Consider the following 14,762-nt stretch of genomic DNA (forward strand, 5'->3'; position numbering starts at 1 on the left):
TATATCATGTTTTTTAAATACTTATTTATTAGCTAATACCGATAAGCCGTTAAAAGATATTGCACCCTACGCTACTTGAAAATCAAAAGCGTTATGTAATTCATTTACCTACAGAGTCCAATGAAGAAAAGCTAAAAGTAGAATTACAAGCAACAAAAAATGCAATGAAAGATTGTAATCGTGTTTGGTTTGGCGGTAAGCTGGAAACAAAAACTTTAGAAGGATGGGGATATAATTATTATGTAATCGATCAAGTTAGCGATCACCCTGCTAGTACAATGATGGCATGCCCAAACGTAAAAGCAACCATACAACCGGTTAGTGTATTTTTAGGCGATGAAACATTTTTAAGATATAATAGCAAACTACCTATCGTAGTATATGCTCCAAAAGATGTTGAACTGCATTACGTTATTTGGCATCAAAATGATATAATCAATTCTGCAAAGGAAGAATAGCACCATACTATTCTTCAAAAAAATTTAATATCTTATATGACATTTAACGTCATTGCGAGTAGTCGTAGACTGCGTGGCAATCCAGAAAAAATAATAAAAAAATTCTGTAAATCAGAATTTTTTACTAGATTGCTTCGTCGAAACTTGCAGTTTCTTCTCGCAATGACGAAGACTAACCTACACAACAAGGTCCTTAGTCGCTTGCAGTTAGCATACTAAATTATTCAAAATCTTCCTCTACAGCTTCAACTTCTTGCACTTCCGGTACAAAATGTTTAAGCATGGACTCAATGCCGTTTTTTAAGGTAATAATGGAACTAGGACATCCAAGGCATGCACCACGAAGTGCTAATTTAACTATACCGTTTTCAAAGCCTTTATATATTATATCACCGCCGTCTTGTGCAACAGATGGACGCACCCTAGTTTCAATAATCTCTACGATTTGCTTCTCTATTTCCGAAAGCCCGTCAAAACTATGATTTACATTATCTTCTTTGGTGTTTTCTTCAAATACAGGAAATCCTGAAACAAAATGATCCATAATAACCATTAAAATTTCAGGCTTTATAACTTGCCAATTACCTTCAGCTTGTTTAGTTACTGTTATAAAATCACTACCGAAAAATACTGATTTCACATTATTAATATGAAATAGTGATTCTGCAAGTTTGCTTCTTCCTTTTACTTCAGCAAGCTCACTAAAAAATACCGGCTGATCACTACTTATTTTCTGCCCTGGGAAAAATTTTATTGCATCAGGGTTGGGAGTATCTTCAGTTTGAATAAACATAATTAAAGCACATTAATAAATTTTTTAACTATTATAAATTGATAGAGCCATTTTTACAATATATTTGTATTTATCTTGGATGTTATTGCATAGATCCATGTCATTTCACTGATCGCAGGAATCTAGAAAAAAGAGAAATAATTTAATTGTCCGTACGCAACAGCCTAAAAGCTAATAACATTTATGCCTTTTGCTCAATGGATTCCTGCTTTCGCAGGAATGACATAAGGCGGTAAATATCTAATTAATATATAAGCCGGTATAAAACAAAACCCTGCTACAATAAAAAAATAAGTCCAACCTAAATAAGTAGCTGCATAGCCTGAAATACTACCAAACAATATGGTACTAATATAAGCAATAGAAGTAATTAAAGCAATTTGGGTTATACAATATTTAGAACTACAGCATCTTAATTGGTAAGAAAAAAACGGCGACATAGTTAAGCCCTTGGTAAATTCTTGAAAAAAGACCGCTATATATAGACTTGTAATATCTCGATTATAAAAATAGAGAAATAAAAAAGATAGGCTAGATAAAGCATGATATATTAATGCTTTTTTAAGCAAATAAGAATATTCATATTTTCGGCACAAAAACCCGCCTATAAAACCTCCAAGGATTGCAGCACACATACCGAAAGCTTTATATCCAAGAGCTAAATCTTTCTTCGTATACCCGATATCGAGATAAAACATATTCGGCATAATTGAAAGAAAATTATCTTGAAGACGATATAGAAGCATGAAACTAACAATTATTAGCCATTTAGGTTTCTTGATAAAGTCATAAAAAGCATGCCAAAATCTATCAAAATCATTAATAATTATCTTATCTTTAAATTTAAGCGGATAGATTATAATTAATAGTAATGATGGTATACATAAAATTGCCATAGCACGATAAACATCTCGCCAAAATATGATAGTTGATAAATATAACGCTCCTGAACCTGCTATAAGTATACCAATTCTAAAACCTGTAGTACAAGCTGCCTCACTTATGCCCCAATTTTTATTTGTAATCAGTAACATCTGTGATGATTGAAGTAACATATCATAAATGGAAGAAAAAAATGCCACAGCTACTAAGCATAAAGCAAATGGTATAAAATGAGTATTAGGGTTAAAATTTGTTAGAACATATATACAAAAAATACAACTAACCAAAGCAAGGATTAAACAATATTTATATCCTCGCTTACTTAAAGGAGTAAAACTTACTTTTTCAAGTAAAGGACCCCATAAAAATTTAAATATATGAATAAAATTAACTAAACTAAAAAGCCCGATAGTGATTTTATCAAAACCAGATTCTCGAAGCCAAAAAGAAAGCGTTGAACCGGTAAGTAAATAAATTAAACCTCCGGGAAAAGAAATTATTAATATAAAGAAAATATTAGATATATATTGAAATCGTGAAAAATTTAAACTTATGAGCTTATTCTCCTTTTTTATATTTGTTATCCTAGCTAACTTGATCGTCATTGCGAGCGATCTTTGATCGCGTGGCAATCCAGAAAAATAATAAAAAAATTCTGATTTACAGAATTTTTTACTGGATTGCTTCGTCAATTACTTATGTAATTTCCTCGCAATGACGTAAATCTAAACTACGAGACTTTCTTTCTTTTATTACTGTAACTGTTACCGTCAAAAGTTTTTTTGTGATTATTATCAAAAGAATTAAACTTTTTACCGTCACCGCCGGCTCTTTTACCGAATGATCTTTTACGGTTATTTTTATCACTTCTAAACTCACTGCGTGGCGTAGATTCTCCTTTATTTATTAGACGATCAATTGCACGCCATCTAATAACATCATCAGGAGAAATAAAAGACAACGCATGTCCGGTAGCCCCTGCTCTACCCGTTCTACCTATTCTATGTAAATAATCTTCAGGACACATAGGTAAATCATAATTAATAACATGCTGTGTATGAGGAATATCAAGCCCACGAGCCGCTACATCAGTTGCTACCATTATTCTATGGTTTGACTTATGAAATGATAAAATTACTCTTTCACGTTGACGCTGACTTAAATCACCGTGTATAGCTTCTGCTTTATGATTTTCATATTTTAACATTTTAGCTAATTGATCGGCAGAGCGTTTAGTCTTCACAAAAATAATTACCGATCCTTCCCTATTACCAAGTTGTTTAGTTAATTCACTAAATTTTTCTTTATCAGAAATATGTAGGGATTCCTGTTTTATTTCTGCAGCTGCTTTATTAGTAGCACCTACCGTAATACGTACCGGATTGTTTAGATATTTTTGAGAAAGAGCAATAATATGTTTTGGCATAGTAGCGGAAAACATTAAAACTTGTCTTTTTTCCGGTAAAAATTTATTGATTTCGTCTAACTGTTCTTTCATCCCCATATCAAGCATTCTATCCATTTCGTCAAGTACGGTTATGCCTATGCGATCAATTGTTAGACTTCCCCTATTTAAGTGATCGATAATACGCCCCGGCGTACCGATAATCACTTTCGGATTCTTTTTTAATTGCATAAATTGTTTAGGCATCGGTTCACCGCCTATCAAAACTGCACTATTAATTTTATAGGATGTAGTTACTTTATTTAAAGTACTGTGTATTTGCATTGCTAGTTCTCTAGTCGGAACAAGAATTAAAGCAGTAGTTTTATTTTTAATAAATGAATCAATTAACGGCAATAAATAAGCAAGAGTTTTTCCTGAACCTGTTTGGCTAGAAGCGAGTATGTCCGACCCCGCCATTGCAACCGGAATCGATTGCTTTTGTATTTCAGTCGGCTCAGTTATATTCATTGTCTCAAGAGCAATAATTAATTCTTCAGATAAATTAAAATTTTTCATTATATAATCCAATATAGTTTTAAATCAAAATATGCACATTATTGATTAGACCTCTTACATAACCCATTTCTAAAGATAATTAAGACATCGACTCTATCCTCTCATCCCCACGCACTTAACTATAGTACGCTTGCTTAGAGTAGAAGTTCTTATTCCCTTTATAAGGTCAAGTTATGCAAGAGGTCTATTGTTAAAAAATAAGTTATAGTAAATTAAAATAACAACTTATATAATTATCCTGAATCAAAAAATATGCTTAACTAGATTACAAAAAACCAACTAAATATATAAGACGATAATGAATAATGAAACTATTTTAGAATCTTATTCAAGCCAGAATAATATTATTATATTTAGGGCATTTTCATGCCCTTTAGTAAAAATAATTTATTATACTTAAAATTATATAGGTTATTATAAGACAAAAACAAAGCATTTACTATTTTGATAAAGATGACTAGGCTACCCTAAATTATAAACAATTTTGGATAGCTGCTTTTGGTATTATAAATATACTTATTTAATTCTGAGGTTAACAGCATAGGCTTTTCCTTGCTTTTCTTCAAGATCAAAAATTACATCTTGTCCTTCTTCAAGGCTATGTAAACCTGCAGCGTCTACGGCTGATTTGTGTACAAACACATCTTTGCCGCCATTTTCCTGTTCAATAAATCCAAAATTCTTCGTAGAATTATACCACTTAACTTTACCTACTATATTTGTAGCCATAAAAACCTTTATTAGATAGAAATTACTTATTTGAACTTAACACACGCTTATAATAACTAAAACTTAAATTTTACTTTAAGCCTCACTTAAATATAAGAGCTGATAAAAATTCATTATGCAAAACTACCTTACCTTGCGGCATTTGTCAATAAACATGTCAATAACATGCAAGAGAAAGTATTACTTTCTGAAACTAATCTATCATATTATTACTATTTTGTCACTATTTAAGTTAATTATCTAATAAATTAATGAGTAAACTAACTATTTTAAAGGGGTTTAATAACTTTTTCATATCAGACTAATATATTAACGATAAAAGTGCTTGCTTTTTTATATTTTTTTTATTAATCTTTCACCGCGAATTAAATAGTATATAATATACTGTACACTGATCTTGCCCGCGTGATGGAATGGTAGACATAACGGACTTAAAATCCGTGGAGCGTAAGCTCTTGCCGGTTCAAGTCCGGCCGCGGGTACCATTCGCCATTTTTGGGCAAATTCACGAGTGTATCAAACGGCGGATGCAGCATAAAGTCAAGCTTTTCAGGTTTCAATATTAAGTGATATTAATTGCCTGGTTCAGCTCTATCATATATTGATTCAAATCTTTTCTATTCATCAAATCCATATTTTTCAGCAAAAATCGTAGCTTTAGCTATAAAATCATGCTCTTCATTATTTAAATGCCCTAGTACTATGCCGTTTTTTATCACCGAATAAGTACTAATTTTAATAAACTCGGATGCTTCAAATACACCAAGTACTGCCAATAATATTTTGTTAATAGCTTACACCGTGATAAGATATTTGGTGATGTTCACAAATTTACAAAGCCATTCCACACATCTTTAATAATAGCAGAAATTGGTAGGATAGAAGATAAAGAACAAACATTAAAGTAGAGTTTGCTGATAAATATAAACATAGCTCTGCTGTTTATAGCAAAGCTCACTTTGCAAGTATTCAAGAAGAAGGAGGCACAAAAAGACCTTATTCTATTTACAGAGAGTTTTAACCATGCATTAGACACGGCTAAATAACATAAAAGGTACTTGCTAGCCTTTTAACAGCGGGTAACGCCTACCCCATACCTCCCCTAGCGATAGGAATTTTTAATGCATTTCTCTTCGTTTTGAGAATTGAAAGCATAAAAAGCTTATAAATATAGGAGTTTTGAGTTGATCAATAAGAGCAGAAAGCGAAATATGACATCTTGCCATTTCATAAATCATTAGTTACTTTTTACTATAGATATTTTTATTTCTAATATTAGTTGTAAAATTTATTTAGAATATATATAATTCATAAAAATTAATATAAGACCGTAATTATAATGAATAATAGCCACGAACTAAATAAGCTAGTAACTTTTAAAAATAAAGATATCAGAAGAATTTTTCATAATAACGAATGGTGGTTTTCAGTAGTTGATGTAGTAGGAGCGTTAACTGATAGTACTACCCCACGTCGATATTGGTCGGATTTAAAGAGATAATTGTCAGAAAATGAAGGATTTATTGAGTTGTACGAAAAAATCGTACAGCTGAAACTTCTAAGTAGCGATGGCAAGCGTTATCAAACAGACTGTGCAAATACGGAATCCTTACTGCGTATTATTCAGTCTGTCCCTTCCCTGAAAGCAGAACCGTTTAAATAATGGCTTGCTAAAGTCGGTTATGAGAGAATCAAGGAAGTTTCTGACCCGGAAAAATCCATTGATAGAGCATGAGAAAACTGGAAACGACACGGTCGTAGCGAGAAATGGATTCAACAACGTATTATGGGACAAGAAACACGAAATAAGCTAACTGACTATTGGAAAAATCATGAAGTAACAAAAGAAATGACTTTACCATATTAACTAATATTATTCATCAAGAGTGGGCAGGGGGGTTAAGCATTAAAGAGCATAAAAATATAAAAGGTTTGAAAAATCAAAATTTACGTGATCACATGAACGAAGCAGAATTGATATTCACTGCTCTTGCTGAATTATCTACTCGTCAAGTAGTAGAAACTAATAATGCAACAGGAATAGAAGAAAATAAAATTGCCGGTAAAATAGGAGGAGGAATAGCTAAAAAAGCTAGAGTAGCGTTGGAAAGCGAAATCGGTAAAAAAGTCATTTCTACCGAAAACTACTTATTACCTAAAAACAAAAAAGTTAAAAAATTACTAAAATAGTGAACATTACCAATCACAAACTATCCAACATAGCTAAAGCATTAGGATTAACTACTCGTAGGATTCAGCAATTAGTAAAAAACGATATATTACCAAAACCGATAGCCGGCAATTATGATTTAGCGGGATATATTAGAGCTTATGAGAAGTATTTACAACAGCAGAATCTAGGCAAAAACAATAATCTACATACTCAAAAGCTTCATCTATTAAAAGCTCAAGCAGATAAGGCAGAGCTTGAAGTAGAGAGCTACAATAAAAATACAACGGACTTTTGGATAGGTACAAGGGACTTCTTGCTAAACATAACGAACTTGGTGCTAAACACAATGGGTTTGCTGATCAATACGACGGACTCGTCGATAAATACAATGCACTCGACACTAAACACGAAGAGCTATCAATAAATATAACAGCCTCGTCGGTGAACATCACAAACTTATCGCTACACACAATAAGCTTGGCGATAAATACACCGATCTTGGTGCTAAATACAGCGACCTCGGCGATAAGCTTACTCAATCTCTAGAAAAAAATAAAATGTTAGAGGATGCTACACAAAAAATTGAGGTACGCCAATTAGAAAATGTTCAACTTAAGAAAGATCTTGCAGAGGCACAAAAGCTAAAAGAACCATCTTTTGATGAATTTCTAGCTTAATTCTCCAAATTTAGCCTAGAACGGCAAGCAGCGGCGATTGAGTTTATTAAAAAACAGCAAGAAGCCACTAATCTTTAAAAAGCTTCTGAACAACCATCTTCTGATCTTGGTAATCAACATCTCACTCGTACCGAAAAAGAAAACATCACACATTTTGTGCCTCAAGAAGAGCTAAACGAAAAGGGAAAATACAATTTAAATGATCATCTTGCTGCTGTAAACGATAACCAAGAGCTGCTCAGCAAGCTTGATAGAGAAGCAGCGATTACAGCAAATATAGATATCAAAGCAATCGATGCTAAAAAATCTGTAGAAGCTGAAAAAATCGGTACTGTAAAGGTTAGAGCAGAGCACGATCATTCAACAGAACATGGAAGCAATAATCAGACTTTGATTACAGAAATTCAAGCAGGAAAGATTGACAAAAATACAGTAATAGCTATTGAGTGTAAGCAGTATGGTGAAAATCAGGGGATGAAAGATATAATTAAGATAGCAAATATATTAGAGCATAACGAGAAAAATCCTAATAATCCTTTAAAACTTCCTGAAAAGCTAGAAAATACCCTGACATTTCAAGATGCACTTTTATATAAAGCCGCCAAAGAAAATGGAATTAAAGTGATTAGTTTAGAAGGTAGGAATTTAGAGCATACAAAAGATTCTGCTTTATATAATGAAAATCGTGAACAATACATGACTGACGTGATTAATGAAGTTCGCAGTAAAAGGATATAATGTAATTGCAACCGTTGGCTCTAGCCACAAGGTTAACTTAGAGAAAGCTTTAGAAAACCAGCAGAAACACGAGGCAGGATTTAGCCATATACCTGAGTGATACAGCAAAAACTTTCAAAAAACAATCAAAAAGAAAATACTGGCTTTAGCAACCTACTCAAAGAAACATTACAAAAAGCTTCAGCTACTGCAAAAACAATTCCAGTAGGAATGGTAAGTACTAGATTAACAAATAAAAAGGATATTTTACAATAACAATCCTTGAAAAATACACAGCTTAAAAAATTAGGACAAAGCAGAGTTTAAGGTTCTCTGTATTATATATTCAATGCTATTCAAAACAATTAGCTAATTCTGATAAATTTTATTGCATAATAAAAGTATTGCTTATTTGTGTTCTATGGCTTGTTGCGGTTAGCAAATCGTACATTAACCTTTCAAGGTTTTAAATTATAATTTGCTAAGCAGATAATAATAACACGCATTTTATAATTTTGTCTAAAATCATCTGCTAGGGAGTACCATTAAAATTAAAACGCATAAGTCTCGACTTTCAACTGCAGCCCTAGAGTATTTAATAAAGAACCGATATTGTCGAAACTTGGATTACCTTTACTAGATAGCATTTTATATATATGTTGTCTGTTTATATGGGCTTCTTTAGATATTTTGGCTACCCCTCCTCTTGCTATCACACCATCCCTAGCTATATAGGGATTTGAAGTTAACCAGTAGCAACAAAAAGCGAAATATAATAGTTTCACATTTCGTATTAGTAGTTCCATAATACTTTCTTTTTAATAATTAGTTTATATAGTATAATTAACATTTTAATAAATTGTAAATGTTAATATGTATTATAAGCTACTGATTAGTTTGCTTATTCTTATTGTTCTAGTTATATGCTTTCGTAATTATTTACCTAAAATATCATTTTTTAATAATAAACCTCAAACTCTTGAGAGTAATATCAATAATTACGAAAAAGAGCTTGCAAAATATGATGAAGCAATAAAATTAAACCCTAACGATGCATTAGCATATTTTGCTCGAGGTATAATATTATATCAGTTAGGAAAATATGAGTTATCACTCCTTTCTTACGAGAAAGCTATAGAATTAGATCCAAAAAATTTTGAATTTTATATTAATCAAGGGACGTCATTTTAGGCACTTAACAAATATGAATCAGCACTTGAAGCATATAATATAGCTATAAAACTTAACCCTGATTATTATAATGCATATTAGAATAAAGGTCTTACCTTGCATCAACTAGGAAAATATGAGCTAGCAGTTGAAGCGTATAATAAAGCCATAGAACTAAAGCCTGATTATTTTACTGCGTATTTTTATAAGGGAGTTATTTTTTATGTACTAGGCTACCATACGTTAGCGGTTGAATTATTTAATAAAGTACTTGACGGAGATATTGACGATTCCGAAATTTATAATAATTACGGTACTATACTAATATCTTTAGAAGAATATGAACTTGCTCTTAAAGCATTTAATAAGGAAATTGAATTAAATCCAAATGAATTTGGAGGTTATATTAACCAAGGAGCAATGTTAAAAAAGCTTGGGAAATATGAGTTAACACTGAAAGCATACGATAAAGCAATAGAGTCAAACTCTAATTATTTGGAGCTTTTTATGATAAAAAGGTAATCTTCTATTAGAATTAGGAGAATATAATTTAGCTTTAGAAGCTTTTTCGAAAGCTATAAAATTGAATCCTACATACCCTAATATATATTTTAATTACGCTACTATATTAGAAAAATTAGGTAAATTCGATTTAGCATTGAGTTCATACAATAAGGTATTAGAATTAAATCCTGATGACTTAGAAGCAAAAGAAAAAAAGCAAGAAATATTAGATATGCAAAAATCTAATTCAAAGTGAACTATATCTGCCATAAAATAACAGACGTAAGGCTTAACTACTCACAAGATTCAGCAATTAGTTAAGAGTGATATATTACCCTCACCTGTTAATGGTAGTTATGATTTAGTCGGTTGTACTCGGACTTATGAACAATATTTACAATTATAATGATAGCCAAATTTTATTTGAACTATCTTATACATATTTATTTTTTCTTTATTATCTTTATAATATTTGGTAGATCATTCCATGCATAGCTTACTTGATTTGGGGGTTTTATATTGATTTCTTTTAATTTCTCTGTAGCTGCTTATATACTATTTGTGAATCCATAATCTAATTATTTCTTCAATGGTTTGATTGGTTTACAATAAATTTTTGCAGCATCTACAGAGACTAATTCTTTTTCCGGATAACGAAGTGCAGTAAGTTTACCTCCAAATACACATCCTGTATCAATATTTATAGTATTATTAAGCCACTGTGCTTCACAAACAGGGGTATGCCCATAAACAATCAGCGTATTTCCTTGATATTCTTGGTCCCACGGATAACGAAGCGGTAAACTAAACTCATCAATTTCACCGTTGGTTGCACCATACATACAAAATTTACTTATTCGCTCAGAACTACGCCCTAGATCTTTTTCTTTAATGCCGGCATGTGCTACTGCTAATTTTTTATCGTCTAATATGTAATAGCTACCTCAACTTTCTAAAAATTCAAGAACAGATGCTTTAAATTCTGCCGGCTCGTTTTCTAATTGCTCAAGTGTTTCCTGAAGTCCATGAGCAATAACAACATTTCATCCCTGAAGTTTTCATTTTAGTTTGTCATCATGGTTACCGTTAACGCAAAAGGCAATAGATGAGGAAACACTATCCATTACTAAGCATAATACCTCCGGTGAGTTTGGACCTCGATCTACTAAATCCCCTACGAAAATAATTTGTCTTCCTTGAGGATGAGTAATAATATATTTATTACCTTTTTTAATTCTATAACCGAGCTTTTCTAATAAGTTTTTTAACTCATCAAAACAACCATGTACATCACCAATAATATCAAATGGTCCCTTTTCTTGCTGCTTATTTATTTGTATTAATGGATGTTCAACTTCTTTATTTTCCTATATTTTAATATATTTTTAAGCAAAAATTAATAAGATTTTGAAAATTTATTTTTTAATAACTTTCTTGTCATAGATATGAAAATCGATTAGTTGAGTTGAAAGTTAATTTATATAAATCTCATGTTCTATTAGTGGCATAATAAATATGTGATAAATAAACTAATTGAAAGAAAAAAATAAGTAATATACAACAATGGTTCATTTTTAGATTGAAAAGCAAAAAATACTATACTATCGTTGGTAGTTATAATTAAATATATTAAAAATATGCTTTTTCAATCACTAAATTTATACTCTATCTTAGTTGCAGGCCTTACAGCTACTGTTATCGTTTTTATACGCCAGTTATCTTATTACAAACAGCAAATTATTAATAAGGATTTAAAAATAATACCTGCATATTTTAATAAAAAAATGTTATATAAAATTCTTAATAATAACTGCGATAGATATTCTGCTCTTGAAATGATTAAATCATATTTTAAGTTGAAAACCGCAAGATCGTTATCACATGAAGAACTTGAAAATGATGAGCAATTAAGCAAATTATTTAGAGATTCTTTAAACTATTTTATTGATGATTTTATGTCAAAATCCGATAAATCAGTTGTAGTAAATAAAGCGTTTAGTATACAAGATGAACATAACAATACTCATAAATTATATGCGTTTTTAGAGAAAAATAAAATATCGGACAAAACACATCAAATGCTTATATGTACCTTATATAATGACCAAAGACGATGAAGAAAGCTTAAACACTTTCATACACTTGGCTAAGATAATGTAGATTTCCCAAAAACAAAATCAGAAACTCAAGAAAGAAGAATAACTAATTTCAGAATTTATAAATAATATCTTAGTTAAAAATTTTGAATTTTAAAACTGTCTATTAGAAAATTATTTTAAAAAGCACTAGTCATTTATATTAAATCACAACTAATGATTAAAAATTGTTGACTTATTTTAAGTATCTTTTCATAATTTACTTAAATGATATTTAAACTCTATCATTAATTTTTAATAAATTTAAGATATGGTAACGCATGGAAAATAAAGAAGAAGCATCAAATATATTACCTGAGTTTATAATTGATGAAGAGGAGGAAAAGCGATTCAAAGCTGAAAACTCTAAAAAAGAACTTAAGTTAATATTAATAACGTTTGCAATCATTTTAACTAGCTTTTTGACATTTTGTTATTTCTTTTTTAACTATATAGAAGAAAAAGCAACAGAATATAAACTACAGCACGAAGCAGAAGCAAAAAAGTTAGATAAAGCTGCATGATGCAAGCTTATAATATTTCAGCAATTCTCAAATAATCTTGAGGAGTAAGATTTTCAGCACGATAATTATCATTGATTTTCAACTGAGTCAATACTTCATGTAGATTAGGTACAAGGTTTTTCAGTGATGATGTGATCATTTTCCGTCGTCCTGCAAAAGCAAGCTTTGTTATTTGCTCAACTTTATTTATCAGAGTAATAGATGGCGGATTTTCTAAAGGTATTAGTTTAACTATCGCAGAATATACTTTAGGAGGTGGATAGAAAGCAGTCGGTGCTACATCAAAGCATTTTTCCACTTTAGCTATTAACTGACATATTACTGATAACCTGCCATATGCTTTAGTTGACGGCATAGCACAAATACGTTCTACTACTTCCTTTTGTAACATTAGCGTCATATTAGTAATTAGTCGTGCTTCTTTCAGCCATCTAATCACTAACTCAGTACCTATGTGATACGGTAAATTAGAAATTATAGTTACTTTGTAGTCAATTGATTTGGACTCGCCTATATCGTTACTCGTCGCTCTCCTATTAGGTATAGGCTTCGCTCCTCGCTTCTTGTATGCAAATCCAACTGAAGTGACTATATCATAGCTTAAATCGGTTAAATTTATTTTAAGAGCATCTTGTTTAATAATATTTAGATTAGGATAATATTCTTTAATATCATTAAGTAATGGAATACATCTCTCATCTGTTTCTATAACAGTTAAGGATTCAGGTTTTTTTTGCAATATTGACCTAGTTAACCCTCCTGTGCCGGGTCCTATTTCTAATACTCGGCTATTTTCTGCAAGATTACTCGCACGCACAATTTTATCACATAAACTACTGTCAAAAATAAAATTTTGTCCGTGCTTTTTAAGAGGATTAATTTGATGAGATGCTGCATGTTTTGCAATTGAAGGGAGCATGAGAATATGGGGTTTTAAGCTTTGATATTGGTAAAAGCCGATTTTGTCATCCCGCGACTTGATCGCGGGATCCAGTCTTTTTTAATTTTTTGCTGGATACCGTGGTCAAGCCACGGTATGACAGACCTTATAATTAAGATGGCAACATTATCTTTATAGCTGCCTTTTTACGCATATTTTCAAACATTTTTTGTGCTTTTTGCGAAATCTTTTTATTAGTTAGGAAGTTTACTACATAATTATTTTCATCTTCATTAACATTTAAGATTTTTTTGCTGCACACTAATATTATTTCAAATTTGTTATTTACTTCAAATACATTACTTGCTTTATCAGGAGTTAAGTCCTTTACAATAGTTTGTTTTACACCTTCTATCTTGCTAAGCTTATCGGTAATAATTTGCATAGTAGCAAAATTACCATAAAGCGATTTTTTGACGTCGGTGCATTTTTTTAATCGATTTTTCAAATTATTCATCTGCGTAAACGCTTTATTGCCACTATCTTTAGATGTAAATACTTGCATTGAAATTTCTACGTCTTTTTGATCGCTAGATAAAATTGCGACATCTATTTCTTTATTACTTACTTGTACCGATCTTGATAGACTTGATAAAATATTCATTTTAATCAACTCGGATTTAATTTGGGAAATAAAACTATCAGGATTAACTGATCTGCTTTTCAGATACTGAAGAAGAGAACCGTGAGGCATTTTATTACGATCTTCAATAGATTTAATGGCGTTATCTATCTCTTCTTGCGGAATTTCTCTATCTCCGGCATATTGAAAAAGCAAAGATTCGTCAATTAAGCTCTTGATTGCTAAGTCACTTAGCTGCTTATCTTGAGCAGGCGTTAGACTTTCAAAATTATTTAGTGCCATAATCATTTTTTTTCTAGCACGGAACTCATTAAGAGTAATAGGTTCATCATTTACGGATGCTACTATATTCGGTAATGATGCTTGTGCTACATTAAAAGTAAAAAAAACGGTAATGATTAATAATAATTTTCTCATATGATACTCTGAATAAGTGAACAGTAAGTAGATGAAGTTTAATTTGGAAAAGAGTAATCGGTCTATAAGGCGAGGAGCGAAGCGTACATTTAGTACG

Annotated in this window: 18 protein-coding genes, 1 tRNA gene and 4 pseudogenes; 13 read left to right on the top strand and 10 right to left on the bottom strand. The window is 31.2% G+C overall.

All coding sequences use genetic code 11. The features are described 5' to 3' along the window. Positions 1-59 precede the first annotated feature (59 nt). The gene (eco, locus tag RAS_RS06040) at positions 60-458 is read left to right on the top strand and encodes a serine protease inhibitor ecotin (protein WP_232049182.1); all 399 of its coding nucleotides are present in this window, start codon (positions 60-62) and stop codon (positions 456-458) included. Positions 459-678: 220 nt separating this feature from the next. Here the strand turns inward: eco and RAS_RS06045 are convergent, their stop codons facing one another. The 4 genes from RAS_RS06045 to RAS_RS06060 all read right to left on the bottom strand — a co-directional run bounded on the left by RAS_RS06045 (position 679) and on the right by RAS_RS06060 (position 4,825). Beyond that, on the bottom strand, positions 679-1,251 hold the full coding sequence (locus tag RAS_RS06045; protein WP_147143226.1) for a NifU family protein: 573 nt from the start codon (positions 1,249-1,251) through the stop codon (positions 679-681). 194 nt (positions 1,252-1,445) lie between these two features. Next, entirely contained in the window at positions 1,446-2,738 is a 1,293-nt protein-coding gene (locus RAS_RS06050) for an MFS transporter (protein WP_172616144.1), read from the bottom strand. Between the two features lie 125 nt (positions 2,739-2,863). Then, entirely contained in the window at positions 2,864-4,096 is a 1,233-nt protein-coding gene (locus RAS_RS06055; protein ID WP_147143229.1) for a DEAD/DEAH box helicase, read from the bottom strand. Between the two features lie 516 nt (positions 4,097-4,612). Next, positions 4,613-4,825, bottom strand: a complete 213-nt coding sequence (locus RAS_RS06060) for a cold-shock protein (RefSeq protein WP_008579233.1) — start codon at positions 4,823-4,825, stop codon at positions 4,613-4,615. A gap of 399 nt (positions 4,826-5,224) precedes the next feature. Here RAS_RS06060 and RAS_RS06070 point away from each other — a divergent pair. Next, positions 5,225-5,310, top strand: a tRNA-Leu gene (locus RAS_RS06070). Positions 5,311-5,442: 132 nt separating this feature from the next. Here RAS_RS06070 and RAS_RS08695 read toward each other — a convergent pair. Further along, positions 5,443-5,601 (bottom strand): hypothetical protein, encoded by a 159-nt coding sequence (locus tag RAS_RS08695; protein ID WP_172616145.1) that lies wholly within the window; start codon positions 5,599-5,601, stop codon positions 5,443-5,445. Between the two features lie 563 nt (positions 5,602-6,164). Here RAS_RS08695 and RAS_RS08700 point away from each other — a divergent pair. From RAS_RS08700 to RAS_RS08705, 5 genes are all read left to right on the top strand, one after another. Then, positions 6,165-6,326 carry a BRO-N domain-containing protein gene (locus RAS_RS08700; RefSeq protein ID WP_172616146.1) on the top strand — a complete coding sequence of 54 codons (162 nt, stop codon included), beginning with the start codon at positions 6,165-6,167 and terminating at the stop codon, positions 6,324-6,326. Between the two features lie 431 nt (positions 6,327-6,757). Further along, complete coding sequence (locus RAS_RS06085) at positions 6,758-7,015, top strand: hypothetical protein (RefSeq protein ID WP_147143232.1); 258 nt, start codon at positions 6,758-6,760, stop codon at positions 7,013-7,015. Then, positions 7,015-7,422, top strand: a complete 408-nt coding sequence (locus tag RAS_RS06090; protein WP_147143234.1) for a hypothetical protein — start codon at positions 7,015-7,017, stop codon at positions 7,420-7,422. The genes RAS_RS06085 and RAS_RS06090 overlap by 1 nt, the downstream gene beginning before the upstream one ends. 409 nt (positions 7,423-7,831) lie before the next feature. After that, positions 7,832-8,413, top strand: a complete 582-nt coding sequence (locus RAS_RS09050) for a hypothetical protein (RefSeq protein ID WP_197734669.1) — start codon at positions 7,832-7,834, stop codon at positions 8,411-8,413. Positions 8,414-8,509: 96 nt separating this feature from the next. After that, positions 8,510-8,668 (top strand): hypothetical protein, encoded by a 159-nt coding sequence (locus tag RAS_RS08705; protein WP_172616147.1) that lies wholly within the window; start codon positions 8,510-8,512, stop codon positions 8,666-8,668. Between the two features lie 275 nt (positions 8,669-8,943). Here RAS_RS08705 and RAS_RS06100 read toward each other — a convergent pair whose 3' ends face one another. Next, the gene (locus RAS_RS06100; protein ID WP_232049183.1) at positions 8,944-9,198 is read right to left on the bottom strand and encodes a helix-turn-helix domain-containing transcriptional regulator; all 255 of its coding nucleotides are present in this window, start codon (positions 9,196-9,198) and stop codon (positions 8,944-8,946) included. A 91-nt stretch (positions 9,199-9,289) separates the two neighbouring features. On the opposite strand from RAS_RS06100, the gene RAS_RS10010 reads away from it, so the two are divergent. From RAS_RS10010 to RAS_RS06110, 4 genes and pseudogenes are all read left to right on the top strand, one after another. Then, positions 9,290-9,583: a tetratricopeptide repeat protein gene (locus RAS_RS10010; RefSeq protein WP_232049184.1), complete on the top strand. Its 294-nt coding sequence runs from the start codon at positions 9,290-9,292 to the stop codon at positions 9,581-9,583. Between the two features lie 12 nt (positions 9,584-9,595). Then, positions 9,596-9,664 (top strand): annotated as a pseudogene (locus RAS_RS10780) (tetratricopeptide repeat protein); the annotation flags it as partial. 12 nt (positions 9,665-9,676) lie between these two features. Next, positions 9,677-10,084 (top strand): annotated as a pseudogene (locus RAS_RS11145) (tetratricopeptide repeat protein); the annotation flags it as partial. A gap of 16 nt (positions 10,085-10,100) precedes the next feature. After that, positions 10,101-10,322, top strand: a pseudogene (locus RAS_RS06110) (tetratricopeptide repeat protein); the annotation flags it as partial. 322 nt (positions 10,323-10,644) lie between these two features. Here RAS_RS06110 and RAS_RS09055 read toward each other — a convergent pair. Next, entirely contained in the window at positions 10,645-10,908 is a 264-nt protein-coding gene (locus RAS_RS09055) for a bis(5'-nucleosyl)-tetraphosphatase PrpE (protein ID WP_197734670.1), read from the bottom strand. 216 nt (positions 10,909-11,124) lie between these two features. Continuing rightward, positions 11,125-11,406, bottom strand: a complete 282-nt coding sequence (locus tag RAS_RS11150) for a metallophosphoesterase (protein ID WP_197734687.1) — start codon at positions 11,404-11,406, stop codon at positions 11,125-11,127. Between the two features lie 267 nt (positions 11,407-11,673). Here RAS_RS11150 and RAS_RS06120 point away from each other — a divergent pair. Next, a pseudogene (locus RAS_RS06120) lies at positions 11,674-12,226 on the top strand (hypothetical protein). A 256-nt stretch (positions 12,227-12,482) separates the two neighbouring features. Continuing rightward, a complete protein-coding gene (locus tag RAS_RS06125) occupies positions 12,483-12,725 on the top strand; it encodes an RP671a family tick cell line-upregulated protein (RefSeq protein WP_147143240.1) in 243 nt (80 codons plus the stop codon). 7 nt (positions 12,726-12,732) lie between these two features. Here the strand turns inward: RAS_RS06125 and rsmA are convergent, their stop codons facing one another. Together rsmA and RAS_RS06140 are read right to left on the bottom strand one after the other, a co-directional pair. Then, a complete protein-coding gene (gene rsmA, locus RAS_RS06130) occupies positions 12,733-13,644 on the bottom strand; it encodes a 16S rRNA (adenine(1518)-N(6)/adenine(1519)-N(6))-dimethyltransferase RsmA (RefSeq protein ID WP_147143244.1) in 912 nt (303 codons plus the stop codon). 133 nt (positions 13,645-13,777) lie between these two features. Further along, on the bottom strand, positions 13,778-14,665 hold the full coding sequence (locus RAS_RS06140; RefSeq protein WP_147144112.1) for a SurA N-terminal domain-containing protein: 888 nt from the start codon (positions 14,663-14,665) through the stop codon (positions 13,778-13,780). Between the last annotated feature and the right edge of the window lie 97 nt (positions 14,666-14,762).

Source organism: Rickettsia asiatica, assembly GCF_007989425.1.
In the GTDB taxonomy this organism is placed as follows: Bacteria; Pseudomonadota; Alphaproteobacteria; order Rickettsiales; family Rickettsiaceae; genus Rickettsia; species Rickettsia helvetica.

Excerpts from the sequence above, each read along its gene's own strand:
- RAS_RS06050 (WP_172616144.1), bottom strand. The coding sequence starts at position 2,738 with ATGACGATCAAGTTAGCTAGGATAACAAATATAAAAAAGGAGAATAAG.
- RAS_RS06100 (WP_232049183.1), bottom strand. The coding sequence starts at position 9,198 with ATGGAACTACTAATACGAAATGTGAAACTATTATATTTCGCTTTTTGT.
- RAS_RS06045 (WP_147143226.1), bottom strand. The coding sequence starts at position 1,251 with ATGTTTATTCAAACTGAAGATACTCCCAACCCTGATGCAATAAAATTT.
- rsmA (WP_147143244.1), bottom strand. The coding sequence starts at position 13,644 with ATGCTCCCTTCAATTGCAAAACATGCAGCATCTCATCAAATTAATCCT.
- RAS_RS06060 (WP_008579233.1), bottom strand. The coding sequence starts at position 4,825 with ATGGCTACAAATATAGTAGGTAAAGTTAAGTGGTATAATTCTACGAAG.
- RAS_RS06140 (WP_147144112.1), bottom strand. The coding sequence starts at position 14,665 with ATGAGAAAATTATTATTAATCATTACCGTTTTTTTTACTTTTAATGTA.
- RAS_RS06125 (WP_147143240.1), top strand. The coding sequence starts at position 12,483 with ATGGAAAATAAAGAAGAAGCATCAAATATATTACCTGAGTTTATAATT.
- RAS_RS09055 (WP_197734670.1), bottom strand. The coding sequence starts at position 10,908 with ATGTATGGTGCAACCAACGGTGAAATTGATGAGTTTAGTTTACCGCTT.
- RAS_RS08700 (WP_172616146.1), top strand. The coding sequence starts at position 6,165 with ATGAATAATAGCCACGAACTAAATAAGCTAGTAACTTTTAAAAATAAA.
- RAS_RS06055 (WP_147143229.1), bottom strand. The coding sequence starts at position 4,096 with ATGAAAAATTTTAATTTATCTGAAGAATTAATTATTGCTCTTGAGACA.